Origin of the sequence: Streptomyces durocortorensis, assembly GCF_031760065.1 — a bacterium.
Classification (GTDB): Bacteria; Actinomycetota; Actinomycetes; order Streptomycetales; family Streptomycetaceae; genus Streptomyces.
Map to the genome: position 1 here is coordinate 1,966,940 of NZ_CP134500.1, position 23,374 is coordinate 1,990,313.

25 protein-coding genes are annotated in these 23,374 nt (G+C 69.9%); 9 read left to right on the plus strand and 16 right to left on the minus strand.

Annotated features, from left to right (window positions below):
* Positions 1-51 precede the first annotated feature (51 nt).
* The 8 genes from RI138_RS08720 to RI138_RS08755 all read right to left on the minus strand — a co-directional run bounded on the left by RI138_RS08720 (position 52) and on the right by RI138_RS08755 (position 10,403).
* Positions 52-462: a VOC family protein gene (locus RI138_RS08720; protein ID WP_096623251.1), complete on the minus strand. Its 411-nt coding sequence runs from the start codon at positions 460-462 to the stop codon at positions 52-54.
* Between the two features lie 225 nt (positions 463-687).
* Positions 688-1,719, minus strand: a complete 1,032-nt coding sequence (locus RI138_RS08725) for an ArsR/SmtB family transcription factor (RefSeq protein WP_311119450.1) — start codon at positions 1,717-1,719, stop codon at positions 688-690.
* Between the two features lie 735 nt (positions 1,720-2,454).
* The gene (ppdK, locus tag RI138_RS08730) at positions 2,455-5,166 is read right to left on the minus strand and encodes a pyruvate, phosphate dikinase (protein WP_311119451.1); all 2,712 of its coding nucleotides are present in this window, start codon (positions 5,164-5,166) and stop codon (positions 2,455-2,457) included.
* Positions 5,167-5,567: 401 nt separating this feature from the next.
* The gene (locus tag RI138_RS08735; protein ID WP_311119452.1) at positions 5,568-6,230 is read right to left on the minus strand and encodes an HAD family hydrolase; all 663 of its coding nucleotides are present in this window, start codon (positions 6,228-6,230) and stop codon (positions 5,568-5,570) included.
* Complete coding sequence (locus tag RI138_RS08740; protein WP_311119453.1) at positions 6,227-7,408, minus strand: ABC transporter ATP-binding protein; 1,182 nt, start codon at positions 7,406-7,408, stop codon at positions 6,227-6,229. Before RI138_RS08740 ends, RI138_RS08735 begins: the two co-directional genes overlap by 4 nt.
* A gap of 6 nt (positions 7,409-7,414) precedes the next feature.
* Positions 7,415-8,320, minus strand: a complete 906-nt coding sequence (locus RI138_RS08745; RefSeq protein ID WP_311119454.1) for an ABC transporter permease — start codon at positions 8,318-8,320, stop codon at positions 7,415-7,417.
* The gene (locus tag RI138_RS08750; RefSeq protein WP_311119455.1) at positions 8,308-9,225 is read right to left on the minus strand and encodes an ABC transporter permease; all 918 of its coding nucleotides are present in this window, start codon (positions 9,223-9,225) and stop codon (positions 8,308-8,310) included. Before RI138_RS08750 ends, RI138_RS08745 begins: the two co-directional genes overlap by 13 nt.
* On the minus strand, positions 9,225-10,403 hold the full coding sequence (locus RI138_RS08755; RefSeq protein WP_096623259.1) for an ABC transporter substrate-binding protein: 1,179 nt from the start codon (positions 10,401-10,403) through the stop codon (positions 9,225-9,227). The genes RI138_RS08750 and RI138_RS08755 overlap by 1 nt, the downstream gene beginning before the upstream one ends.
* Positions 10,404-10,670: 267 nt before the next feature.
* Between RI138_RS08755 and RI138_RS08760 the strand changes: the two genes are divergently transcribed.
* Positions 10,671-11,426, plus strand: coding sequence for a GntR family transcriptional regulator (locus tag RI138_RS08760; RefSeq protein WP_311119456.1), 756 nt, complete (start codon positions 10,671-10,673; stop codon positions 11,424-11,426).
* A 62-nt stretch (positions 11,427-11,488) separates the two neighbouring features.
* Here the strand turns inward: RI138_RS08760 and dusB are convergent, their stop codons facing one another.
* Positions 11,489-12,637, minus strand: coding sequence for a tRNA dihydrouridine synthase DusB (dusB, locus tag RI138_RS08765; protein ID WP_311119457.1), 1,149 nt, complete (start codon positions 12,635-12,637; stop codon positions 11,489-11,491).
* Between the two features lie 212 nt (positions 12,638-12,849).
* Between dusB and RI138_RS08770 the strand changes: the two genes are divergently transcribed.
* The 3 genes from RI138_RS08770 to RI138_RS08780 all read left to right on the plus strand — a co-directional run bounded on the left by RI138_RS08770 (position 12,850) and on the right by RI138_RS08780 (position 14,593).
* The gene (locus RI138_RS08770) at positions 12,850-13,326 is read left to right on the plus strand and encodes a hypothetical protein (RefSeq protein WP_311119458.1); all 477 of its coding nucleotides are present in this window, start codon (positions 12,850-12,852) and stop codon (positions 13,324-13,326) included.
* 50 nt (positions 13,327-13,376) lie between these two features.
* Entirely contained in the window at positions 13,377-14,324 is a 948-nt protein-coding gene (locus RI138_RS08775) for a hypothetical protein (protein WP_311119459.1), read from the plus strand.
* 125 nt (positions 14,325-14,449) lie between these two features.
* A complete protein-coding gene (locus RI138_RS08780; RefSeq protein WP_311119460.1) occupies positions 14,450-14,593 on the plus strand; it encodes a hypothetical protein in 144 nt (47 codons plus the stop codon).
* Between the two features lie 482 nt (positions 14,594-15,075).
* Here RI138_RS08780 and RI138_RS08785 read toward each other — a convergent pair whose 3' ends face one another.
* From RI138_RS08785 to RI138_RS08800, 3 genes are all read right to left on the minus strand, one after another.
* Positions 15,076-16,044 (minus strand): glutaminase, encoded by a 969-nt coding sequence (locus tag RI138_RS08785; RefSeq protein WP_096623267.1) that lies wholly within the window; start codon positions 16,042-16,044, stop codon positions 15,076-15,078.
* A 418-nt stretch (positions 16,045-16,462) separates the two neighbouring features.
* Positions 16,463-16,672 carry a DUF397 domain-containing protein gene (locus RI138_RS08795; RefSeq protein WP_096623269.1) on the minus strand — a complete coding sequence of 70 codons (210 nt, stop codon included), beginning with the start codon at positions 16,670-16,672 and terminating at the stop codon, positions 16,463-16,465.
* Positions 16,669-17,508 (minus strand): helix-turn-helix domain-containing protein, encoded by an 840-nt coding sequence (locus RI138_RS08800; RefSeq protein ID WP_096623415.1) that lies wholly within the window; start codon positions 17,506-17,508, stop codon positions 16,669-16,671. Before RI138_RS08800 ends, RI138_RS08795 begins: the two co-directional genes overlap by 4 nt.
* 93 nt (positions 17,509-17,601) lie before the next feature.
* On the opposite strand from RI138_RS08800, the gene RI138_RS08805 reads away from it, so the two are divergent.
* From RI138_RS08805 to RI138_RS08815, 3 genes are all read left to right on the plus strand, one after another.
* The gene (locus tag RI138_RS08805; protein WP_311119461.1) at positions 17,602-17,862 is read left to right on the plus strand and encodes a hypothetical protein; all 261 of its coding nucleotides are present in this window, start codon (positions 17,602-17,604) and stop codon (positions 17,860-17,862) included.
* A 119-nt stretch (positions 17,863-17,981) separates the two neighbouring features.
* Positions 17,982-18,323 (plus strand): hypothetical protein, encoded by a 342-nt coding sequence (locus tag RI138_RS08810; protein ID WP_311122826.1) that lies wholly within the window; start codon positions 17,982-17,984, stop codon positions 18,321-18,323.
* Positions 18,299-18,733, plus strand: a complete 435-nt coding sequence (locus tag RI138_RS08815; RefSeq protein WP_311119462.1) for a hypothetical protein — start codon at positions 18,299-18,301, stop codon at positions 18,731-18,733. Before RI138_RS08810 ends, RI138_RS08815 begins: the two co-directional genes overlap by 25 nt.
* A gap of 81 nt (positions 18,734-18,814) precedes the next feature.
* On the opposite strand, the gene RI138_RS08820 is transcribed toward RI138_RS08815, so the two are convergent.
* Entirely contained in the window at positions 18,815-19,378 is a 564-nt protein-coding gene (locus tag RI138_RS08820) for a TetR/AcrR family transcriptional regulator (protein WP_311119463.1), read from the minus strand.
* Between the two features lie 60 nt (positions 19,379-19,438).
* Between RI138_RS08820 and RI138_RS08825 the strand changes: the two genes are divergently transcribed.
* The gene (locus tag RI138_RS08825; RefSeq protein ID WP_311119464.1) at positions 19,439-19,819 is read left to right on the plus strand and encodes a DUF6463 family protein; all 381 of its coding nucleotides are present in this window, start codon (positions 19,439-19,441) and stop codon (positions 19,817-19,819) included.
* A gap of 119 nt (positions 19,820-19,938) precedes the next feature.
* Here RI138_RS08825 and RI138_RS08830 read toward each other — a convergent pair whose 3' ends face one another.
* The 3 genes from RI138_RS08830 to RI138_RS08840 all read right to left on the minus strand — a co-directional run bounded on the left by RI138_RS08830 (position 19,939) and on the right by RI138_RS08840 (position 22,037).
* On the minus strand, positions 19,939-20,154 hold the full coding sequence (locus RI138_RS08830) for a DUF6243 family protein (protein ID WP_311119465.1): 216 nt from the start codon (positions 20,152-20,154) through the stop codon (positions 19,939-19,941).
* Positions 20,155-20,349: 195 nt separating this feature from the next.
* Positions 20,350-20,553, minus strand: a complete 204-nt coding sequence (locus tag RI138_RS08835; protein WP_096623275.1) for a hypothetical protein — start codon at positions 20,551-20,553, stop codon at positions 20,350-20,352.
* Positions 20,554-20,654: 101 nt separating this feature from the next.
* Complete coding sequence (locus tag RI138_RS08840) at positions 20,655-22,037, minus strand: glycine--tRNA ligase (protein WP_096623277.1); 1,383 nt, start codon at positions 22,035-22,037, stop codon at positions 20,655-20,657.
* A 230-nt stretch (positions 22,038-22,267) separates the two neighbouring features.
* Between RI138_RS08840 and RI138_RS08845 the strand changes: the two genes are divergently transcribed.
* Entirely contained in the window at positions 22,268-23,326 is a 1,059-nt protein-coding gene (locus tag RI138_RS08845; protein WP_311119466.1) for a metal ABC transporter substrate-binding protein, read from the plus strand.
* Positions 23,327-23,374: the final 48 nt, after the last annotated feature.

The window sequence follows — 23,374 nt, forward strand, 5'->3', positions numbered from 1 at the left end:
CGACCCCTCCGGGCCCCGGAGGGGTCGGACACCCCCGGGCGGCCCGGGGTGTCAGGCGCCGCCCTCGACGGCCGACGGGTCCATCCACATGACCTCCCAGATGTGGTGGTCGGGGTCCTGGAACGAGCGGCCGTACATGAAGCCCATGTCCTGCGTCTCGCCCGCCGGGGAGCCGCCGGAGGCCAGGGCCGCTTCGACGATCCGGTCCACCTCCTCGCGGCTGTCGGCGCTCAGGGCGAGGATGGCCTCGGTCGTCTTCGAGGCGTCGGCGATGTCCTTCTTGGTGAACTCCTTGAAGCGCGGCTCCGTCAGCAGCATGACGAAGATCGTGTCGCTGATCACCACACACGCCGTCTTGTCGTCGGTGAACTGCGGGTTGGCCGTGAAGCCGAGCTTCTCGAAGAAGCCCTTCGCGGTCTCCAGGTCCTTCACCGGCAGGTTCACGAAGATCATCTGAGCCATGGTCGGTTCCTCTTCCCTCTGTCCCGTCGCGCCCCGGTCGATCCGTCCGGCGCTTTCGATGGTTAGACGACGGTGCCACGCGGAACTCATCGGTGTTCGGGGAAGCAGATTCCGCTCGCGTCCTCGCTCCCGTTCGCACCGGCCCCCCCGCGAGCCCGGCCTGACCCGAACGACAGGCCCCGGCGCCGAACCCCCGGGGCGCCCCGGGGCCCGGAGGCCCTTCGCTCAGGGCAGGGCCAGCGGCGCGCCGCCGCGGAGGAGGGAGCCGCCCAGCGGGGTCAGGGTGTGCAGCACCGAGCTGCCGTGGCGCAGGGTCAGGACCAGGCCCGCCTCGCGCAGCACGGAGGCGTGCTGGCTCGCGGAGGCCAGGGACACCCCGGCCCGGCGGGCCAGTTCACTCGTGGTGCAGCCGTTGCCGATGGACTGGAGGACGGCCGAGCGGGTGTGGCCGACGAGGCGGCCGAGCCAGGGGCCCGGCTCCGCGAACTCCGGGGCGCCGGGGTGCGTCACCGGGTAGACGAGCACCGGCGGGAGGGACGGGTCCCGGTAGACGACGGGCGTGCCCCGGCAGAAGAACGAGGGCTGGAGCAGCAGCCCGCGCCCGTCCAGATGCAGGTCGCGGTCGACCGGGTAGTCGGCCTCCAGCACGGGTGAGCGCCAGCGGATCATCGGCGGCAGGGTGGCCAGGAGCCCGTCCGCGCCGCCGTCCAGCAGCGCCCGGCCCCGGACGGCCCGGTCCGCCTCGATACTGGCCCTGACGTGCGGCCAGTACGGCTCGACGGCGGCGTGGTGGTAGCTGCGGAGGGCCCCGATCAGCCGGCCGAGCGGCTCGGCACGGCCCTCCAGGAGTGCGGCGGGCAGTGCCGCGCTCGCTCTCCCCGGGGGCCGTTGCCCGGCCGGGCGGCCCGCCCGCTGCCGCTGCCGCCCGGCGGCCAGCAGCTCCAGCTCCTCGCGGACACGGTCGGCGGGGGTGTCGCGCAGGGCCTCCATTCCGGTGTCGAGACCGAAAGGCTCGGCCCCCTCCTGGGAGGGCGTCAGAAAATCCGGGAAATAGCCGCGGGGCGGGACGACCGCCGCCAGCAGGTGTACTTCGCCATTCAACCGGGTCCGGGTTTCCGTACGCCATTTCCCGAAGATGGTCGAAGCACGCCGGTCCCTCAGCCGGTGAAAGCTGAGAATCGTTTCCCACAGCGCGTCCGGCCTCGTGGCCATCCGCACCCGCGAAAGGTCCAGCCTGGACACATGGATACGCAGCACTACTCCCCCACCTGTTGCATCCGCAATTGCCCCCACCGAAGGGTATGCGGGCCGTCACAGGAGGTCACCACGGGGTTTCGGCCAGAAGTGAAACGTCTCGCCCCGTTCCGCTTCACCCGAAAGGCTGTACGACGTCGGGTACGCATCCGGTGCCCACCGGATGAGCACGTGAAGGCCGTGGGGGGCTTTGTGTGTTCGGCGGCGGTGGGCGACGGTGCGGCTCCGTACCCGACGGGGGTAAGCCGGGTGCGGTCCATGGGTGGGGATCCATGGACCGCACCCCGGTCCATCGGCCCCCGGAGGGTCGCCCGTCACCCGAATTTCTTTGCGCATTAAACGAAGCAATGTGCTCTGCGCCACATTCTCCGGGCGGTATTCCGTGCTCGCTTCTGACGACTCTCCCCTACCGCCGGTCACATCCGTGCACGCCGGTCCCCGTACCCGCCGATCATTTCCGGGCATCCCGGCTCCCGGAGCGCCGATCGCTCCCGGGCGCCGGGGCCGCTTCCGCAGGGCAGGGCGAAGCGGCGGCACCCCCGCACAGGGTGCCGCCGCTTCCGGGTGCTCCGGGGCCGCCGTCGGGCCGGTCGAGCCGGTGAGGGTCCTGGCTCGGTCTTCGGCGGCGGCCCCGGAGGGACGGGCCGCTCTGCGGCCCTGGTCGGTGGGCAGGGCCGTTCGTGCGGCCCTGCCCAGGAGATCCGGGGTGTTCGTGCACCCCGGACCGGTGAGTCCGGGTCAGCGGCTGTCACTGCCCCGGGACTCGGCTGCGGCCCGGCCGGCCTCAAGGCGGGCGACCGGGATGCGGAACGGCGAGCAGGAGACGTAGTCCAGGCCCACTTCGTGGAAGAAGTGCACCGACTCCGGGTCACCGCCGTGCTCGCCGCAGACGCCGAGCTTGAGGTCCGGGCGGGTGGCCCGGCCCGCCTCGACGGCGCTGCGGACCAGCGCGCCGACGCCGTCCTTGTCGATCGTCTCGAACGGGGAGACCCCGAAGATGCCCTTCTCCAGGTACGCGGTGAAGAACGAGGCCTCCACGTCGTCGCGGGAGAAGCCCCACACCGTCTGGGTCAGGTCGTTGGTGCCGAACGAGAAGAACTGGGCGGCCTCCGCGATCTGGCCCGCCGTCAGCGCGGCGCGCGGCAGCTCGATCATGGTGCCGATGGTCAGCTTCAGGTCGGTGCCGGTGGCCGCCTGGACCTCCGCGATGACATGGTCGGCCTCCTCGCGGACGATCTCCAGCTCCTGGACCGTGCCCACCAGCGGGATCATGATCTCGGCGCGCGGGTCGCCCTTGGCGTTCTTGCGGTGGGCGGCGGCCTCGGCGATCGCCCGCACCTGCATGGCGAACAGGCCGGGGATGACCAGGCCCAGGCGCACCCCGCGCAGACCCAGCATCGGGTTCTGCTCGTGCAGCTTGTGGACGGCCTGGAGGAGGCGCAGGTCGTTCTCGTTGGCGTCCTTGCGCGACTCCGCGAGCGCGACGCGCACCGACAGCTCGGTGATGTCGGGCAGGAACTCGTGCAGCGGCGGGTCCAGCAGCCGTACGGTCACGGGCAGCCCGTCCATCGACTCGAACAGCTCGATGAAGTCGGCCTTCTGGAGCGGCAGAAGAGCGGCGAGCGCGCTCTCGCGCTCGTCGTCGGTGTCCGCCAGGATCAGCTTCTCGACCATCTCGCGGCGCTCACCGAGGAACATGTGCTCGGTGCGGCACAGGCCGATGCCCTGGGCGCCGAAGCGGCGGGCGCGCAGGGCGTCCTCGGCGTTGTCCGCGTTGGCCCGCACGCGCAGTCGGCGCACCCGGTCCGCGTACGCCATGATCCGGTGCACGGCGGCGACCAGCTCGTCGGCGTCGTCGGCGCCCGCGTGCATCCGGCCCTCGAAGTACTCGACGACCGGGGACGGTACGACGGGTACCTCGCCCAGGTAGACCTTGCCGGTGGAGCCGTCGATGGAGACGAGGTCGCCTTCCTCGATCACCGTGCCGCCGACGGTCATCCGGCGGCGCTTGGTGTCGACCTCCAGGTCCTCGGCGCCGCAGACGCAGGTCTTGCCCATGCCGCGCGCCACGACCGCCGCGTGCGAGGTCTTGCCGCCGCGCGAGGTGAGGATGCCCTCGGCGGCGATCATGCCTTCGAGGTCGTCGGGGTTGGTCTCGCGGCGGATCAGGATGACCTTCTCGCCGGAGCGGGACCACTTGATCGCGGTGTACGAGTCGAAGACGGCCTTGCCGACAGCGGCACCCGGCGAGGCGGCGATGCCCCGGCCGAGGAGCTCGGTCTTGGCGTCGTCGTCGAAGCGCGGGAACATCAGCTGCGCGAGCTGGGCGCCGTTGACCCGCTGGAGGGCCTCGGCCTCGTCGATCAGGCCCTGGTCCACGAGCTGGGTGGCGATCCGGAAGGCGGCACCGGCGGTGCGCTTGCCGACCCGGGTCTGGAGCATCCAGAGCTGGCCGCGCTCGATGGTGAACTCGATGTCGCAGAGATCCTTGTAGTGGTTCTCCAGCGTCTCCATGATCTGCATGAGCTGGTCGTACGACTTCTTGTCGATCGACTCCAGATCGGCGAGCGGCACCGTGTTGCGGATACCGGCGACGACGTCCTCGCCCTGCGCGTTCTGGAGGTAGTCGCCGTAGACGCCCTGGTGGCCGCTGGCCGGGTCGCGGGTGAAGGCGACGCCGGTGCCGGAGTCGGGGCCCAGGTTGCCGAAGACCATCGAGCAGACGTTGACGGCCGTGCCGAGGTCGCCGGGGATGCGCTCCTGGCGGCGGTAGAGCTTGGCCCGGTCGGTGTTCCACGAGTCGAAGACCGCGTTTATGGCCAGGTCCATCTGCTCCCGCGCGTCCTGCGGGAACTCCCGTCCGGCCTCGGTCTCGACGATCTTCTTGAACTGCTTGACGAGCTTCTTGAGGTCGGCCGCCGCCAGGTCGGTGTCGACCGTGACCTTCTTGGCGTGCTTGGCCGCCTCCAGGGCCTCCTCGAAGAGGTCGCCGTCGACCCCGAGGACGGTCTTGCCGAACATCTGGATGAGGCGGCGGTAGGAGTCCCAGGCGAAGCGCTCGTCACCGGACTGGGTGGCGAGGCCGGCCACCGAGGCGTCGGAGAGGCCGATGTTGAGGACCGTGTCCATCATCCCGGGCATGGAGAACTTGGCGCCGGAGCGGACGGAGACCAGCAGCGGGTCGTCCGCCTGGCCGAGCCGCTTGCCCATCCGCGCCTCCAGCGCGGCCAGGTGCGCACTCACCTCGTCGCGCAGCGCGGTCGGCGCCTCGCCGCTCTCCAGGTAGACCTTGCAGGCCTCGGTGGTGATCGTGAAGCCGGGAGGCACCGGCAACCCGAGGTTGGTCATCTCGGCGAGGTTCGCACCCTTGCCGCCCAGAAGATCCTTCAGATCCTTGTTGCCCTCGGTGAAGTCGTAGACGAACTTCTGGGGATCGTTGTTTTCCGACACGGGTCTCGACTCCTCGAGGACGCGGTGGCTGCCCTGACGGCGAGGAACATACCCAGATCGAAGGTGTCTGGGTACGTCCACTTGGTCGTCATGCGGCCGCAACCACCCGTCCGCCAGCAGATCGAAAGGACCGCTCTACGGAGACGAGCGAAGTCATTCATTCATCTCTTGAAGGCCGCATGGCCGAAACTTGACCATTCTCGCTCATCTGAGCTTCTCAAGTGGCAAGTGAGTCCACTTCTCGAAATCAGTGACGTGGCACTGAGTGCCAGGTCTTCCAGAAGTGCAGCCACTCATATTCCGCTCATCTGAGCGCAACCCCGATCAAGGGTGGCGCGAATCACGCTCGATTCGGACCCCGAATTTCAGGATTCGGACCTCATGAGCACCTCATCAGCACCTCATCCGGACCGCAGACAGCCGCTCAGCACTCCGAGGTCGACCTCTTCCAGGCTACGGGCGAAGGTGCGCCCCCGCGCGGGCTCCACCGGCAGCAACGAGGGCACCACCAGCACCGCACACCCCGCGGCATCGGCGGAGGCCGTGCCGTCCGGGGAGTCCTCCACGGCGACACAGGCCGAGGCCGGGACGCCGAACCGCAGCGCAGCCGCCCGGTAGGGATCGGGATGCGGCTTGGTCCGTACGGTGTCGTCGGCCGACAGAGTGAAGGCGAAGCCCGCCCCGGCCAGCGAGCCTCCCACCACGGCGTCCACGACACTCCGCGGCGAGGCGCTGACCAGGGCGTACGGCACTGCGGCGCCCTTCAGCGCGGCCAGCAGGGCGGCGGCCCCGGGGCGCAGCGGAGCGCCCGCGTCGACCTTGCGGAAGAACGAGCCGGTCAGTTCGACGGCGATGCCGGGGAGCGCGGACGCGGCCCGGTCCGTCACGGCGATCAGATGAGCGGCGGTGTCCTCGACGGCCCGGCCGACGACCTCGGGCGCATCGGCGGCGGTGAGCTCGTGGCCGAGCCCGGCGGCGACCTCCCGTGCCGTCTCCCACCAGAGCACCTCGGTGTCGACGAGGGTGCCGTCCATGTCGAAGAGCACGGCGGCGGGGGCGTTCACGCGTCCACCCGGCGCTCGCCGGCGTCCATGGCTTCCGGCGCCGCCGTTTCCCGTGCAGGCACGACCAGCACCGGGCGGCGGACCGGGGTGACCCGTGCCCGTACCCCGGGAGCAAGCTCCGTGGCGTCCCGGGAGGGGAGGTCGGCCTTGGCCGCGACGCCGTCCGGGAGGTCGAGGAGGACCCGGGTGACCGAGCCGAGGAAGGAGGCGGAGACGACCGTGGCGGTGCCGTCCGGGTCGGCGGTGACACCGATGCTCTCGGGCCGGATGAGGACCTCGACCGGGCCCCGGCCCGCGGGAACATCACCGTCGACCGGGAGGGCGGCCCCCGCGACCTCGACCGAACCGCCGCCCGTCAGCCGTCCCGGCAGCCGGTTCATGGTGCCGACGAACTCGGCGACGAACGCGGTGGCGGGGCGCTCGTACAGCTCGGCCGGGGGCGCGCACTGCTCCAGGCGGCCCGCGTTGAGGACGGCGACCCGGTCGGCCATCGAGAGGGCCTCCTCCTGGTCGTGGGTGACGAAGATGGTGGTGATGCCCAGCGAGAGCTGGAGGCGGCGGATCTCCTCGCGGAGGGAGAGCCGGACCTTGGCATCGAGTGCCGAGAGCGGTTCGTCGAGCAGCAGCACCCGGGGCCGCAGGGCGAGCGCGCGGGCCAGGGCGACCCGCTGCTGCTGGCCGCCGGACATCTGGTGCGGGAAGCGGCCGCCGTGGTCGGGGAGTCCGACGAGGTCGAGGAGTTCGGCGGCGGTGGCGTGCCGCTCGGCCGCGGGCACCTTCCGTACGCGCAGGCCGAAGGCCACGTTGTCGCGGGCGTTGAGGTGCGGGAAGAGGCTGTAGGACTGGAAGACCATGCCGGCGTCGCGCCGGTTGGCGGGGATGCGGGTGATGTCCTCGCCGTCCACGAGGACCTCGCCGGAGTCCGGCTGCTCGAATCCGGCCAGTACCCGCAGCGCGGTGGTCTTGCCGCAGCCGGAGGGGCCGAGGAGGGCGAGCAGTTCGCCGGGTTCGGCGGTGAGGTCGAGTCCGTCGAGGGCCACGGTCGGGCCGAACGCCCGGCGCAGCGAGCGGAACTCCACTCGCGCTCCGGTGGCGGCGCGCCCGTCGGCGGGCGACCCGGCCCCGGCGGTCCGGGGCGGCTCGGGGCGTTGGGCGGCGGCGGTGGGCAGGGCTGACATGGGTGGCTACTCCTTGCCGGGTACGGAGGTGGTGGAGGCGGCCGCCGGGACGGCGGTGGAGGACCCGGTTCCGGCGCGCGAGAGGACGAGCAGCAGGGCCCAGGTGATCAGCAGGGAGAGCAGGGACACGGCGACCGACATCCGGGCCTCGGCGCCGGAGACGGTGACGATCCACACCGCGAAGGGGCGGAAGCCCAGCAGCGAGGCGACCGTGTATTCGCCGAGCACCAGCGCGAGGGTCAGGAAGGAGGCCCCGGCGAGCGAGGAGCGCAGGTTGGGCAGGATGACGCGCGCGATGACGTACACCCGGCCCGCTCCGCAGTTCCGGGCCGCCTCCACCAGCGTGGGCACGTCGACCGCGCGCAGTCCGGCGTCCAGCGAGCGGTGGACGAACGGCAGTGCCAGCACGGTGTAGGCGAGCACCAGCACCACCGGGAACGACTCGTTCTGCACGGCGAGGAAGGTCTGGTAGAGCGGGGTGCGCGAGAAGTGTTCGGGCCCCCAGCGCAGCACCGTGGCGATCCCGGTGACCAGCGCGATCGGCGGCACCACCAGCGGCATCATGCAGACGATCTCGACGACGGCGCGCAGCCGGGGCGGCCCGAGCCGGACCGCGACGAGGGCGGGCACGACGAGCAGCAGGGCCAGGGCGATGGTGGCGACGGCGAGGGAGAGCGAGAGGAACAGGCTCTCGGTGAAGCCTTCGGCCGACAGAATCCCGCTGTACGCCTGGAAGGAGACGCCCTGCCCGGGGACGTGGACGGTGAAGACGAACGAGGAGACGAGGGGGGTGATGAAGTACAGCCCGGCGATCGCCAGCACGGCCCCGCGCCAGTAGCGCGGGCGCGGGCGGCGGGCCTTCTTCACCGTGGTGGGGACCGAAGCGGTGGAGACAGGGGTCAGTGCAGCCATCGGGAGCTCCGTCGCTGGAGGGGCAGGTAGACCGCCATCACCAGTCCGGCGATCACGATCATGTCGAGGCTCAGCGCGAGCGCCACGTTCTCCTGGCCGACCAGGACGTTCCCGGCGAGCGCATCGGCGATCTTGAGGGTGACCAGCGGGACGGAGCCGCCGACGAGGGCGGCGGCCGTGGCGTGCGCGGCGAAGGCGCTGCCGAAGAGCAGGACGAAGCCGCCGAGCAGCGAGGGCGCGAGGACCGGCAGGCCCACGTGGCGCCAGAACTGCCAGGTGCCGGCCCCGGTGTTGAGCGCGGCCTCCCGCCACTGCGGGCGCACCCCGTCCAGCGCCGGGACGACGACCAGCACCATGAGCGGGACCAGGAAGTAGAGGTAGATGACGGTGAGCCCGGTGAAGGAGTAGAGGTTCCAGCCGAGCGCCTCCAGGTGCCCGAGCTCCGTGACGACCCCGGAGATGCCGAGGGTCGCGACGAAGGCGAAGGCCAGGGGAACCCCGCCGAAGTTGGCGAGCACCCCGGAGGCGGTGAGTACCGCCCCGCGCAGTGCGCCACGCCGGGAGGTGACGACGGCCTGGGCGATCAGCACCCCGAGCACGGTGGCGAGCGCGGCGGTCAGCGCGGACAGCTGGACGCTGCCGGTGAGCGAGGTGAGGTAGGGCCCCTGGAGCGAGCGGGACAGGTGTTCGCCGGTGACCTCGGTGGTGCCGGCGACCGGGTCGGTGCGGGTGACGGCCCCGTACAGCAGGGCGCCCGCGGGCAGTCCGAAGCAGAGTCCGGCGAAGACGAGCAGCGGGAGCGCGCCGAGCCAGGCGCGGGGCGGCCGGCGGCGGGCGGTGCGGCCACCGGCCTTCACGGCGGCCGCCCCGGGTCCCGGGGCGGCGGACGGGTGGGGAACGGTCATCAGGAGACGGCCTTGTCCCAGTTCTCGGAGAGCGTGGTGTTCGCCTTGTCGAGCTCTTCGGAGCTCGGGAAGGTCGGGGTGCCCTCGACCTTCGGCAGCTTGGCGACGAAGGTCTTGTCGGCGGTGCCGTCCTCGGTCATCGCGGGCAGCAGCACGGGCCGGGCGTAGCCCTTGAGCCAGAGGTTCTGGCCCTCGGCGCTGTAGAGGTACTCCATCCACAGCCGGGCGGCGGCCGGGTGCGGGGCGTCCTTGTTGACGGCCTGCGAGTAGAACTGGGCGTAGACGCCGTCGCTCGGCACGGAGACCTGCCAGTCGACGCCCTTGCTCTTGAACTGGTCGGCGTACCCGGCGTTCAGGTAGTCCCAGTCGATGCTGATCGGCGTCTCGCCCTTCTCGACGGTCGCCGGGGTGGACTCGACGGGGATGAAGTTGCCGCTCTTCTTCAGCTTGCCGAAGAAGTCGATGCCGGGCTGGATGTCCCCGAACGAGCCCTTGTTGGCCAGGGAGGCCGCGTACACCCCGCCGAACGCGGAGCCGGACTTGGTCGGGTTGCCGTTGAGGGCGACCTTCCCCTTGTACTCGGGCTTCAGCAGGTCGGCGAAGGTCTCGGGGCAGTTCTTGATGCGGGCGGCGTCGCAGCCGATGGAGACGTAGCCGCCGTAGTCGTTGTACCAGCGGCCGTCCGCGTCCTTCTGGCTGTCGGGGATCTTGTCCCAGGAGGCGACCTTGTACGGGGCGAAGAGGTTCTCGGCCGCGCCGCTGCGGGCGAAGGCGATGCCGAGGTCGAGGACGTCGGGGGCGCGCTTCTGGCCCTTGCGGGACTTGACGGCGGCTATCTCGTCGGCGCTGGAGGCGTCCGGCGTCTCGCTCTTGATCTTGATCTTGTACTTCTCCTGGAAGGCCTTGATCAGCTCGCCGTAGTTGGCCCAGTCCGGCGGCAGAGCGATCACATTGAGCTCGCCCTCCTTCTCGGCGGCGGCGACCAGCTCCTCCAGCCCGCCGAAGTCGGCGGCCGAGGTGGCCTCGGTCCACTTCACCCCGTTCGCGCCGGTCTCGGCCTTCTCCTCGGGTGCGGCGCCGCAGGCGGTGAGCGCGGTGAGGGCGGCGGTGGAGAGGGCGAGGGCGGCAACGGCACGGCTGTTGGCGCGGATACGGGGGCGGGGTCGGGCTCTGCGCACGGTAGGTCTCCCAGGAGCGAAACGTGAGGGCCACTTGTTCATACAAGCTGGCACCAGTTCGCCCGGACCAGGTGTCCGGGAAGTAAACGTCCCATGTCCACTGCCGCAAGAGGGTGGGAAGAGGAAAGCCCGTCATCCAGGGGCTGTGCTAGATAACGACCGCGCATCGAAACGCTCCGCGACGACGTTAGAGTGAGCGGCAGGACCGTCACCGAAGAGCGGACCTGTACACAGCCACGATCCGCATCAGCCGGCCGAGGGGGGCGCGTGGGCCATTCGCGTTATCGGGAGATCGCCGAGTCGCTGCGCCAGGCGATCCGCAGCGGCGCCTATCCGCTGGGCTCCCGGCTGCCGTCCGAGAGCGACCTCGCCGCCCGCTGGGAGGCCTCGCGCGGCACGGTCCGCCAGGCGGTGGCGCTGCTCGCCTCGGAGGGCCTGATCGGCTCCAGGCAGGGGGCCCGGCGGGTGGTCCTGCGCCAGGAGCGCCGCCAGAGCTTCCAGCAGCTCAACAGCTTCGCTCAGTGGGCACAGGCGATGGGGTGCGAGGTCACCAGCCGCATCCTGACCCGCACGATGCGCACCGCGACCGCCGAGGAGGCCGAACGCCTGGACACCGAGCCGGACAGCGAAGTGCTGTACGTGCTGCGGCTGCGGCGGCTCGACGGCGAGCCGGTGATGGTCGAGCGGACCGTGTACGCGGACTGGGTGGCCCCGGTGGTCCTGGCGCTGCCGGAGGACTGCGTCTCGATCATGGACAGCATCGCGGAGCGGGCGGACATCGTCGCGCACTACGGCGAGCACCTGATCGACGCGGTCGCGGCGGGCAGCGAGGACGCCCGGCTGCTGAGGGTGCGCCGGGCCAGCCCGCTGCTGCGGCAGCGCCACCTGACGTACACGGCGGCGGGCCGGGCCATCGAGTGGACGGACGACCGCTACCGGGCGGGCAGCGTGGTCTTCAACGTGATGAACTCCGCGGCGGCGGCCCCGCTGGAGAGACGGGCGGGCCCGGACGTAGGGGGGTGAGGCCCTTCCCGTGCGGATTCGTACGGCGTCAGCCGCCCGATCCCATGCGGCTTCGTACGGCGTCAGCCGCCCGAGGTGTCCAGCTCCGCGTCGGCGCTGACGCCCGAGCAGTCGTACGGGTCCTTCAGCCAGCCGTCCGGCAGGACGACCCGGTTGTTGCCCGAGGTGCGCCCGCGCGGCCCGTCGGCGCCGTCCGGCCAGGGCTGGTCGAGGTCCAGCTCGTGCAGCTGTCCGGCCAGCTCCTCCAGCGAGGAGGTGACCGCCAGCTTCTTGCGCATCTCGGAACCGACCGCGAAGCCCTTCAGATACCAGGCGACGTGCTTGCGGAAGTCGATCACGCCGCGCGCCTCGTCACCGATCCACTCCCCCAGCAGCGTGGCGTGGCGCACCATGACGTCCGCGACCTCGCGCAGGGCGGGCGCGTGCCGGGTCGGGCGCCCCTCCATGGCGCTCACCAGATCGGCGAAGAGCCAGGGCCGCCCCAGGCACCCGCGCCCGACGACAACGCCGTCGCACCCGGTCTCGCGCATCATCCGCAGGGCGTCATCGGCGCACCAGATGTCCCCGTTGCCGAGGACGGGAATCTCGGGGACGTGTTCCTTGAGCCGGGCGATGGCGTCCCAGTCGGCGGTGCCGCCGTAGTGCTGGGCGGTGGTGCGGCCGTGCAGGGCGACGGCGGTGACGCCCTCCTCGACGGCGATGCGGCCCGCGTCGAGGAAGGTGAGGTGGTCGTCGTCGATGCCCTTGCGCATCTTGATGGTGACGGGCAGATCCCCGGCGTTGGAGACCGCCTGGTTCAGGATGGCCCGCAGCAGGGGCCGCTTGTACGGCAGCGCGGAGCCGCCGCCCTTGCGGGTGACCTTGGGAACCGGGCAGCCGAAGTTCAGGTCGATGTGGTCGGCGAGCCCCTCGTCGACGATCATGCGGACGGCCTTGCCGACGGTGACCGGGTCCACTCCGTACAGCTGGATCGAGCGCGGGGTCTCGGTGGCGTCGAAGTGGATCAGCTGCATGGTCTTCTCGTTGCGCTCGACCAGCGCCCGCGTGGTGATCATCTCGCTGACGAAGAGCCCCTTACCCCCGGAGAACTCCCGGCACAGCGTCCGGAACGGGGCATTGGTGATGCCGGCCATCGGGGCCAGCACGACCGGCGGCTGCACGGTGTGCGGGCCGATGCGGAGCTGCGGGAGGGCGGGGGCGAGCGTGGTCATTGCTCCATTGTCGCGTACGCCGGACGGGGGACGGCCCGGCTGCCGCGCACGGTGACCTGATGGGTGTGACCGGGTACCGCAGCCGACTTTCCGCAGGGGAAGACGCCGATGCCCGTCCACACCGCCCCCGCCACACGGTGCCGCCACGAGATCGTCAATAATCGAACATGCGCGAGTGCCGTATCCGTCATCGCGACCGCCAGCGGGGGGCCATGTCTTTCGAAGAGGAATGGGCTGGTCTCAAAGCAGACGCCACAGCCCGGATGCAGCTGAATCAGGTACCGATGTACGACCCGGGCGCGTCACCGACCGGCGCGGACCTCATCGTCCACGACGACGAGCTGGGAAAGATCGGTCACTTCGCCTTCCGGCTGCACAACGACCTGAAGGCCGACGGCACACATGCCCGGACCACGACCAACGCAGCAGGAACCAGTCTGACATCGGACGGGTTCGAGATGGGCGAAGCGCTCACCTCCGCAGCCACAGCGTGGGCGAAGCAGGTCGGAACGCTGCTCGACGCCTGTGCGCACATTTCCAATCATCTCGATTACACGCAGGCGTCGAGGAAGAAAGACGACGAGTGGGTCGTCGCCCAGGTCGGCGTGTCCAAGATCTCCGAATACTTCGACGTACCCGACAAGAACGCGGCGCCTTCGGTACCGAGACCACAAGGCCCGATCATCTGACTGATCTCCCTTCCCGTTCCTTCCCCACTCAGACGAGGTGCCCGGTGCTGGTGTTCCAGCAGCTCCTGAATCTCAGGACGAAACCACTCGACTCGGCGATCGACGACTGGGTCGCCATGACGAAGAAGCTCAAGGAACTGGCCAAGGACGCCGGAGACATGAGCGCCTTCGCGAAGGGGACAGCCTGGAAGGGGCAGAACGCCGGCGTCACCAAGCCGTTCGTCACGAGGACGGCGGGAGAGTTCCAGGACGCGGTGACCCAGGCCGAGAGCATCACCAACCTGCTCAAGGACGCCTACAGCGAGTTGACGAAGGCCAAGGCCGAACTCGTGGAGATCTACGAGAATCCGCCCTACGGCCTCAGGATCGACCCGTACGGGGTCGTCATCCATCTGGAGGTCTCCGGTCCCGGCAAGGGCGACGCCGATGCTCTCATCACCCGCATAAAGGCCGTACTGCAACGCGCGGCCGACGCGGATGCCCGCTGCGCCGGGGGTCTGGCGGTCCTCACCAAGGACCCGCGCCAGTTCAGCTCCGTGCACTACGAGTCCTTGAAGGACGCGAAGACGCTCAAGGAGCAGGCCGCGCAGACGAAACTGGACGTGGCCGAGTACGTGCGCCCCGAGAAGTGGGGCAGCAGCACCATCAAGCCGATCGCTGAATTCCTCAGCTACCGCTCCTGGATCGGCGGCGGCGAGGCGGCCCTGCGCGGAGACTTCAACGGGGCGGCTCAGGGACTCATCGGCGGCTCGCCCGCCTACGCTGCCGGCCAGGCGAGCAAATACCTTGAGAAGGGCTCGATCCTGAGCGACGTCAACGGAAAACACCACCGCCCCGGGGTCGTGAACACGGTCGGCAAGTTCGGGGGGAGAATATTCGGCGCGCCCGTCTCCATCGTGGCGACGATGGTCGACTACGGCTACACGCCCTCGGACCAGAAACCGGGTGACAGCCATGTGGAAGCGCCGGCAGCACCGGGAAAGGTGAGATACCGATGAAGCACCCCGGGAGCAGGCCGCCTTCCGGCCGCCGCCGCGCAGGCCCGCCGTCGCCCCGACGTCGGAGCCGGAGCAGGTGGTATGCGCAACCCCAAAGTTCGCAAGGGTTCGTCCTCGGTGGGATCATGTCTGTCGGTGGACTCATCGGCGGGGTGCGCGCCCTGCTGGACGGGACCGAGGCCCGGACGACCCTGGGGCTGTTCGGCATCGGGGCCCTGGGGCTCGCTATGACCATCTCGGGGGTCGTGGCGTACTTCCGCGAGCACTGAGATCGCCATCCACCGTCCGGCCCGGAGGTAGCGGCGGCCCGGACGGGCTGCGCGCATTCCCTGTCCTGCCGTTCGACCGCCCTGGTCAGAGACCTAAGGTGCCCGCGAGACCGCCGGTGGGGGCGCGGAGGAACTCTTCGGGGTCACGCAGCGTATCCGCCGCACACTGGCCGAGGGCGTGCTGTTCGACGTGGAGCACAACGCCTTCTGGTCACCGCACCGGGAGGACGAGTCCCGGCCGCGCTCGACCGTGGCCTGCTGGCGCGACCTGGTGGACTGAGCGAACCGGGTGGGCCAGGTGGGGTCGGGGGGGCGCGGCAGCCGGGCCGCCGCCGACCGGCCAGACGCCGTACGCCTCGACGAACCCCGCGCGGTCCCTCTCGCTGTGATCTAGGCCGAGCGGATCGTCTACACGGAACACCGGCTGCGGCGCGAGGGCTTCTCGCCGCGCCAGTCCTGGACCGAGTCGCCCCCGCAGCACATCAGAAGACGGACAGCCCGGTGAGCGTGGTGAAGCGGTCAAGGGCCGACACGCCCGCCACCGAGTTGCCGCGCCGGTCGAGGCCCGGGCTCCATACGCACAAGGTGCACACCCCGGGCACGATGGCGATGATCCCCCCGCCGACACCGCTCTTGCCCGGCAGCCCCACCCGATAGGCGAAATCTCCGGCGGCGTCGTACGTCCCGCAGGTGAGCATCACCGCGTTGACCTGCTTCGCCTGGCTGCGGGTCAGCAGCGCGGAACCGTCGGCCCGGACCCCGTGCCGGGCCAGGAACCCCGCCGACAGGGCCAGGTCCGCGCACGACGCCTCGATCGAGCACTGGCGGAAGTAGGCGGAGAGCAGCTCGGGCACCGGGAGCGTGATGTTGCCGTAGGCGGCCATGAAGTGAGCCAGAGCGGCGTTGCGGTCACCGTAGGCCGCTTCGGAGGCTGCGACTTCCGGCATGAAGTCGATGGCGGGATTGCCACTCTCCGAGCGCAGCAGCTCCCGCACCTGACCGGCGGCGTCCCCGGTCAGGGCCTGTAGCCGGTCGGTCACGACCAGAGCGCCGGCGTTGATGAACGGGTTCCGGGGGACACCGTTCTCGTATTCCAGCTGCACCAGGGAATTGAAGGGGTTGCCCGAGGGCTCGCGGCCCACGCCCCGCCAGAGCTGCTCGCCGTCCAGGGAGAGCGCCAGCGCCAGGGCGAACACCTTGGTGATGGACTGCGTCGAGAACGGCTGCTGCCAGTCGCCGACACCGTAGACCGTCCCGTCCGGCTCCGCGACGGCCATGCCGAACCGCCGGGGGTCGGCACCGGCGAGCATCGGTATGTAGTCGGCAGGGCTGCCGTGGTCGGTGAGGGTGGCCATCTCCTCGGCTATGCGGCTGATCACATCGCTGAAGCGGTGAGTGCCGGCGCGCTGGACCGGGCTGCCTGGCCGGGGGGCGGCGGAGGTGTGGGACACGGCAATTCCTGACGGGGAGAGAAAGCGAGGAGGCACGGCGGGCGGAGTCGAAGCGGAAGGTCGCCCATAGTCTGACCCGCCCACCGGAATCAGCCAACAAGACCCCCCGCGCTACGCGCCCCGGACGCTTCACGGGCCAGGCACACCTCGCCCTGGTCCACCACCAGGTCCCGCCCCGCGAGATCCGCCACCCGGACAGATCGGCCGGTCCCCCACTGTTCGCCAGCCAACCGCTGAATCCCACGGCGCGTGAGCGACCCGCCGGTACTCAGTGCATGCGCGATCCGTCGGCGCTCGGGCTCAAGCCCGCTGTGTCGATCGCGGCCACCAGAACGTTCCCCGCTCCCCGCCCCCGCTCCCCGAACAGCAGGATCGCCCCACCATGCACGGCACAGTGGGGCGGTCCTGGCTCGGCTCGTCAGACGGCGTCGAACTTCCCGGTCCGCACGCCCCCGACGAACGCGGAGAACGCGGCGACCGGAACGTCGACCACCGGGCCGTCCACGCTCTTGGAGTCACGGACCGGCACGATGCCGCGCGAGGCGACGAGGTTGGCGGCGACCTCGACGCAGTTGCCGCCGTTGTTGCTGTACGAGGACTTGAACCATCGGGGGGATTCGGTCGTCACTGGGTGCCCTTTCGCAACTGGCTGATCTTGGCCACAGACGCCGTCTGCGACAGCGACGCGCCCTGAAGCTGATGGTAGGCCGTCAACATGGGCAGCACGAACGAGCTTTCCCGGTCCAGATGGCCCTGGGTCTGCGATTCCGCGTAGCAGATCACGGACCGGTCCGGCAGCGTCAGGATGTTCACCGGCAGATCGAAGGTCCGCTGCTCGCCGATCTCGTACGGAGCCACCTGGAGCAGCGTGTTGGGCAGTTCGGAGAACTCGATCAGACGGTCCAGCTGAGCGTTCATGACGGCTGAACCACCCACAGGGCGACGGATGCAGCTCTCGTCCATGGTCACGAACAGCATGGGCGGTCTGGGCCTCACCAACGCCGCCTGCCGCTCCGCGAGGAAGGACACGCGTTCGTCGGCCTGCTCCGGCGTGATCGCCCCTCGCCGTACGGCGCTGTCGGCAAGTACCCGTGCGTACTCCGGGGTCTGCAACAGCCCCGGAATGATCCCAACTTCGTAGAGCCGGAGCTCAACCGCACGCCCCTCGTACCCCACGTACTCCGGGAAGCCCTCCAGCAAGCTCCCGTGTTTCATCTCCTGCCACTCGCGCTCGAACGATTCGGGCGATCCGATGAGATCAAATACCCGGTCAGTTTTCCTCGCGAATGGCAGAGTTGCCGGTTTGCGGCCAGTTTCGATCGCCGAGACATGCCTGCCCGAGCAGCCGACCAGCGTCGCCAGCTGATCCTGAATCCACCCACGTTCCTCACGCATCCTGCGTAAACGCGCGCCGAAGGCTGCCTGCGGGCTCGCCTCCGGATTCAGCTCCTTACGGTTTACCAACGTGCCCTCCCGTATCCCCACGTTGAAGACAACTCGACCCTAGGTCACGCTGAATCGCCCCGGTAGCCGAACAGCTACGGAGAGGAGCGATCGATGTACGGCGAGAACATGCGCCCGAATACTCAAGAGCCCCCAGAACCCCCCACCCCCGGAACCCTCCTGGTCGACACCAGCCGCGGCGACCGCGTCGGTGAGTTCCGTGGGGTCGCCGGTCCCTACTGGTCGCTCCGCCCCGTCGGCGGCGGCGCCGAATGGGAGGCCGAGCCCCGCCGACTACGGCCCGCGCTCGTCAGCGAGCAGCTTCGCGCCCGTACCGCACGGCTCAACGCCCGTAGCCGGGGCGAGGTCCTGTGAGGCCACTCGCCCGGTTACAGGTCCGACTCCCCCCGCCGCCTCCGGGCCCTGGTCCAGCACGGCGACCGCAGGCGTGCCATAGGACGCGAACCGCGACGGGTTACGCGGCCGAGGTCACCCTGTCCGACGGACAGCGGTCCGCCTCCCTCGGCGGGGTCAGCGTACGGAACCGACGGCTCGCCCTCCTGTGGCTGCGCCGACAAGCCCTCCGCCTCGCCAACGGGCACGGACTTCCTGACGCGGCCGACCGTTTCCGGCCGCCGACCGCCGACGTACGACCGGTTCGCTTCCACGGGTCCGGCGCTCCGGAGAGGCTGCGCCTCTGGGCCACCGACGCCGCGCACCAGGATCACGCGATACGGGCCCTGGAGGCGGGCCTTCCCGTGCTGTTCACGGCCCTCGACCCTGCCGTCGGGCTGAGTCTGACGCTCGCCGGGTGGCAGGAGACGACACGGAGATGAGCGACGTGCTCCAGTGCACCGCCGTAACCCCTGCCCCTCCGTACCTCACACACCACTTGCACCTCCCCTGCCTCTCGCACCTCTCGCACCTCTCGTACCTCCTCTGCGAACTCGGCGAGCACGACCAGCGCACCGAGCACGCCGCGCGCCTCGGAGCGGCCGAGACGCCGGACGCACCGGCCCCGTGGTTCTTCTGGACCGGCGCCGGACCGGAACGTGTCCACCGGGCCGAGGCCGTCCCGTGGTGTCCCGCCGTCCTCCGGCACCTCGGCACAGGCGTCGTGCGGCGGTGCACGTTCTTCGACCACCACACCTCGTCCCACTCCTGGGGCGTGACCGACCCGCTCGGTGATCTGATCGCCGAGGGGCTCGTATCCGGCGAGGACCCGAAGGGGTGGGCTCAACCGTGAACCAGCGCACGGCCGTTGCGCCGCTTGCCGGACCGGCTGCGCCGGTGGGCGGCAACGTGGAGGCGGCCCGACATGGGCAGGTCAGACCCCAGTGAGAGCGGCGGCGACGATCCGGCCGAGCCGTTCGGCCAGGCCGTCCGGGGAACGGTTCTGGAGGTAGACCGTGGCGAAGACCGGGCCGGCCACCAGCGCGTGGACAAGGTCGACGTCCGGAGAAGACGGGAGCTCACCGCGGGCGACCGCTCGGCCGAGCAGTTCGGCGAGGCCGGCCTGCTGGACGGTGACGAAGGCGTCGCGGAAGCGAGCGGCGAGCTCCGGCGAGCTGCGTATGTCGGCGAGCAGCCCGGGGATAGCGGCGGCGGCGACCGGTGTGGTGACGTGGTCCACGATCTCCTGGACGAGCACCGTCAGGTCCCCGAGCAGGCTTCCCGTATCGGGGGGCGGGGGCAGGTCCACGCTGTGCACGGCTGCCGCGAACACCATCTCCTGCTTCGTCGCATAGCGCCGGTAGATCGCCGCCTTGCCGATCCGCGCGCGCTCGGCGACAGCGTCAACCGTGAGCCCGGCGTATCCGCTTTCCGCCAGGAGGCTGCGGGTGGCGGCGAGGATCGCTTCGTCGACCCGGCTGTCTCTAGGTCGTCCCATGAGGCCATGTTACGGTACCCCCGGTTCCGAAACTCACGGTCTCGAAAAGGGGGAGCGGTAATGGGGCGCTGGGCAGGACGAATCCTGATGATCCTGGGAGCGATGCACCTCATCGGACTGGGCGTGCAGAACGTCCAGTACCTCGACGAGTGGTTCACCGGGGCACTGTGGGGGCTGCCGCGTGACGAGTTCGTTCACCCCCGTGGCGCGAACGGTGCCTTCTGGATCTCACTCGGCAGCTTCGCCGTGCCGATGATGCTGCTGGGTGCGCTCGTATCCGACCTGGCCCGGCGGAACATCGCGACGCCCGCGTCCATCGGCTGGGGGCTGGCGGCGTGGTCCGTGGTGTCGGCAGCTGTTCTGGAGCCGACGCCGCTGCTGCTGGGGCTGATCCCGGCGGTGCTGCTGATCCGAGGCGCGCGGGCCGCTCGTTCGGCCTGAGGCGCCTTCGGTCCCTCCGGCGCACCGACGCGCCCCACCTGAACCGGCCTGCCGGGGCACGCGGGGGGCCCGGATCACGGATGATCCGGGCCCCCGTCGTACGAGATGGAGCTCAGGTGTCAGCTCTGCGCGGGGCCGCCCTGCTCACCCGGCTCGGCAGTGGTGGCAGCCTGGGCCTCGGCGCGCTCGCGCATCTTGCGGACCAGCTCCTGCTTCTTGCTCTCGGCGGCCTTGCGGTCGGCGTCTCGCGCGGAACCCGCGCCCTGCTGTTCGGCGCGGGACAGCTTCTTGCGCTGTCCGCCGACACCGAGGAGGTTGTTGCGGCTCTTGGCCACGGCGTTCTCCCATTCGTGGTGAGAAGTGAGGAAGGAAGTGATCGGGTGATCGGTGATCGCAATCGATCCGATGGGCGGCGGGGGAAGTCGCACCCGCCGCGCTCTCACTCGTAGATCTGGAAGAACGAAGACATGCCGGAACCGTACCCCGCTCCCGGAGCGCGCCGCACCAGGTTTTCGGGCCGCCGGGGGAGCTCAGGCCGTCGGGTCGACCGTCGCCTGGTGGGCCTCGGTGAGGTGCTCCTCGGCCTTCAGCCACGGCAGGAACTGCGCCGAGCGCCGCCACCCGCAGGTGGCGCACGTCAACTGGCGCGTCATGCCCGACTTCCTTACCCGTACGACGTGTTCACGGCCGTGCTGGTCCCATCTGGTGACCTTGCTGGTGGTGATCGACGGCATCGCGTACCTCCCGGATCGGCGGGGCTCCGGTGGACGACGAAGCCCCCGGTTCCGTACCCGGAACCGGGGGCCTCACGCGCGTACGGAAGCGTACGGAGCCGTCAGCAGCCGAGCAGACGGGCGCCCAGGTACGCCTGGATCTGGTCCAGGGAGACGCGCTCCTGCTTCATGGTGTCGCGCTCGCGCACGGTCACCGCGTTGTCGTCGAGGGTGTCGAAGTCGACGGTGACGCAGAACGGGGTGCCGATCTCGTCCTGGCGGCGGTAGCGGCGGCCGATGGCGCCCGCGTCGTCGAACTCGATGTTCCAGTTCTTGCGCAGGTCGGCCGCCAGGCCCTTGGCCTTCGGCGAGAGCTGCGGGTTGCGGGAGAGCGGCAGGACCGCGACCTTGACCGGCGCCAGGCGCGGGTCGAGGCGCATCACGGTGCGCTTCTCCATGACGCCCTTGGCGTTGGGCGCCTCGTCCTCGACGTAGGCGTCCAGGAGGAACGCCAGCATCGCGCGGCCGACACCGGCCGCGGGCTCGATGACGTACGGCGTCCAGCGCTCGTTGGCCTCCTGGTCGTAGTACTGGAGGTCCGTGCCCGAGGCCTTGGAGTGCGCCTTGAGGTCGTAGTCGGTGCGGTTGGCGACGCCCTCCAGCTCACCCCACTCGCTGCCGCCGAAGCGGAAGCGGTACTCGATGTCGGCGGTGCGCTTGGAGTAGTGGGACAGCTTCTCCTGCGGGTGCTCGTACCAGCGCATGTTCTCCTCGCGCATGCCGAGGTCCGTGTACCAGTTCCAGCGCTGGTCCATCCAGTACTGCTGCCACTCCTCGTCCTCGCCCGGCTTGACGAAGAACTCCATCTCCATCTGCTCGAACTCGCGGGTCCGGAAGATGAAGTTGCCCGGAGTGATCTCGTTCCGGAAGGACTTGCCCATCTGCGCGATGCCGAACGGCGGCTTCTTGCGCGAGGTCTGCTGCACCTGGCCGAAGTTGGTGAAGATGCCCTGGGCGGTCTCGGGGCGCAGGTAGGCGACCGAGCCGGAGTCCTGGGTCGGGCCGAGGTGGGTGGAGAGCAGACCCGAGAACTGCTTGGGCTCGGTGAAGGTGCCCTTGTTGCCGCAGTTGGGGCAGTTGAGGTCGGCGAGGCCGTTGACCGGCGGCTTGCCGTGCTTCTCCTCGTACGCCTCCTCCAGGTGGTCGGCGCGGTAGCGCTTGTGGCAGGAGGTGCACTCGGTGAGCGGGTCCGAGAAAGTGGCGACGTGGCCGGAGGCGACCCAGACCTCGGGGGCCAGGATGACCGACGAGTCGATACCGACCACGTCCTCGCGCGCGGTGACCATGTAGCGCCACCACTGACGCTTCAGGTTCTCCTTCATCTCCACGCCCAGCGGCCCGTAGTCCCAGGCGGCCTTCTGGCCACCGTAGATCTCACTGCAGGGGTAGACGAAGCCACGGCGCTTGCTCAGGCTGACGATGGTGTCGATCTTGTCGGCGGCCACGGTGCTCTCTTCATTACGACGGCGAAATTGGACAGGTGCGGCGCGTAGCGCCTCGGTGGGGGGTGGTGGTCGGGAGACGGGCGGGCGAATGCTTCAGATTACCGGCGCGCGCACCCCCTGGATCAAATCGGTGGGGGCGCGCAGGACTCCGCCGCCTCCGCTATGTGATCTTCCGGGCATCTCATCTGCCTTGTTGACAATCGTTTCCACGTTTGTTGAAAATGACTGTCATGAACGTACGTCGTCTGATACCCACCACCGCCGTCGCCGGAGCAGTCGTCCTCGGTCTGACCGCTCTCTCGGCCTGCTCCACCTCCGACGCGGCGGACGGGGGCAGCGGCGGCAGCGGTGACAAGCTGAAGGTGACGGCGTCCTTCTACCCGATGCAGTTCCTGGCCGAGCGGATCGGCGGCGAGCACGTCGCCGTCACCAGCCTCACCAAGCCGGGCGTCGAACCGCACGACCTGGAACTCACCCCGCGCCAGATCGGCTCCATCAGCGACTCCGACTATGTGCTGTACCTCAAGGGCATCCAGCCCGTCGTGGACGACGCGATCAAGCAGTCCGGTGTGAAGAACACCGTCGACGCCGCGACCCTCACCGCGCTGGAGAACCACGGAGCCGAGGTCGGCGGCCACGACCACGGCCACGAAGGCGAAGAAGAGCACGGCCACGAGGACGAGCACGGGCACGAAGAAGACCACGGCCACGAAGAGGAAGCCCACGAGGAGCACTCCGAGGGCGACGGCCACAACCACGGCGAGGAGGGCGGCGACCCCCACGTCTGGCTGGACCCGGTGAAGTACGCCGAGGTCGCCAAGGGTGTCGGCAAGTCCCTGGAGAAGGCCGACCCCGACCACGCCGCCGACTACCGGAAGAACACCGAGGCCCTGGTCACCGAGCTGAACCAGCTGAACGCGGCGTACGAGACCGGGCTGAAGAACACCGCCACCAAGACCTTCATCACCACCCACTCCGCCTTCGGCTACCTCGCCGAGCGCTACGGGCTCACCCAGCAGGGCATCGCGGGCATCGACCCCGAGGCCGAGCCGACCCCGGCCCGTATCCAGGAGCTCCACACCATCGCGGAGAAGGAGAAGGCCACCACGGTCTTCTTCGAGACGCTCGCCAGCGACAAGACCGCCAAGACCCTCGCGAAGGACACCGGGCTGAAGACCGACGTCCTGGACCCGCTGGAGGGAATCACGAAGAAGTCCAAGGGCGCTGACTACTTCGAGGTCATGCAGTCCAACCTGACCGCGCTGAAGAAGGCGCTCGGCGCGAAGTGACCCGCACCACCACCGGGCCCGGCACCGCCACCGGGCCCCACACCACCA

Bases quoted from the DNA above. Each gene is read 5' to 3' on its own strand.
- RI138_RS08720 (WP_096623251.1), bottom strand. From the start codon at position 462: ATGGCTCAGATGATCTTCGTGAACCTGCCGGTGAAGGACCTGGAGACC.
- RI138_RS08740 (WP_311119453.1), bottom strand. From the start codon at position 7,408: ATGTCAGCCCTGCCCACCGCCGCCGCCCAACGCCCCGAGCCGCCCCGG.
- RI138_RS08745 (WP_311119454.1), bottom strand. From the start codon at position 8,320: ATGGCTGCACTGACCCCTGTCTCCACCGCTTCGGTCCCCACCACGGTG.
- RI138_RS08750 (WP_311119455.1), bottom strand. From the start codon at position 9,225: ATGACCGTTCCCCACCCGTCCGCCGCCCCGGGACCCGGGGCGGCCGCC.
- dusB (WP_311119457.1), bottom strand. From the start codon at position 12,637: ATGACCACGCTCGCCCCCGCCCTCCCGCAGCTCCGCATCGGCCCGCAC.
- RI138_RS08770 (WP_311119458.1), top strand. From the start codon at position 12,850: ATGTCTTTCGAAGAGGAATGGGCTGGTCTCAAAGCAGACGCCACAGCC.
- RI138_RS08780 (WP_311119460.1), top strand. From the start codon at position 14,450: ATGTCTGTCGGTGGACTCATCGGCGGGGTGCGCGCCCTGCTGGACGGG.
- RI138_RS08805 (WP_311119461.1), top strand. From the start codon at position 17,602: ATGTACGGCGAGAACATGCGCCCGAATACTCAAGAGCCCCCAGAACCC.
- RI138_RS08820 (WP_311119463.1), bottom strand. From the start codon at position 19,378: ATGGGACGACCTAGAGACAGCCGGGTCGACGAAGCGATCCTCGCCGCC.
- RI138_RS08825 (WP_311119464.1), top strand. From the start codon at position 19,439: ATGGGGCGCTGGGCAGGACGAATCCTGATGATCCTGGGAGCGATGCAC.
- RI138_RS08835 (WP_096623275.1), bottom strand. From the start codon at position 20,553: ATGCCGTCGATCACCACCAGCAAGGTCACCAGATGGGACCAGCACGGC.
- RI138_RS08845 (WP_311119466.1), top strand. From the start codon at position 22,268: ATGAACGTACGTCGTCTGATACCCACCACCGCCGTCGCCGGAGCAGTC.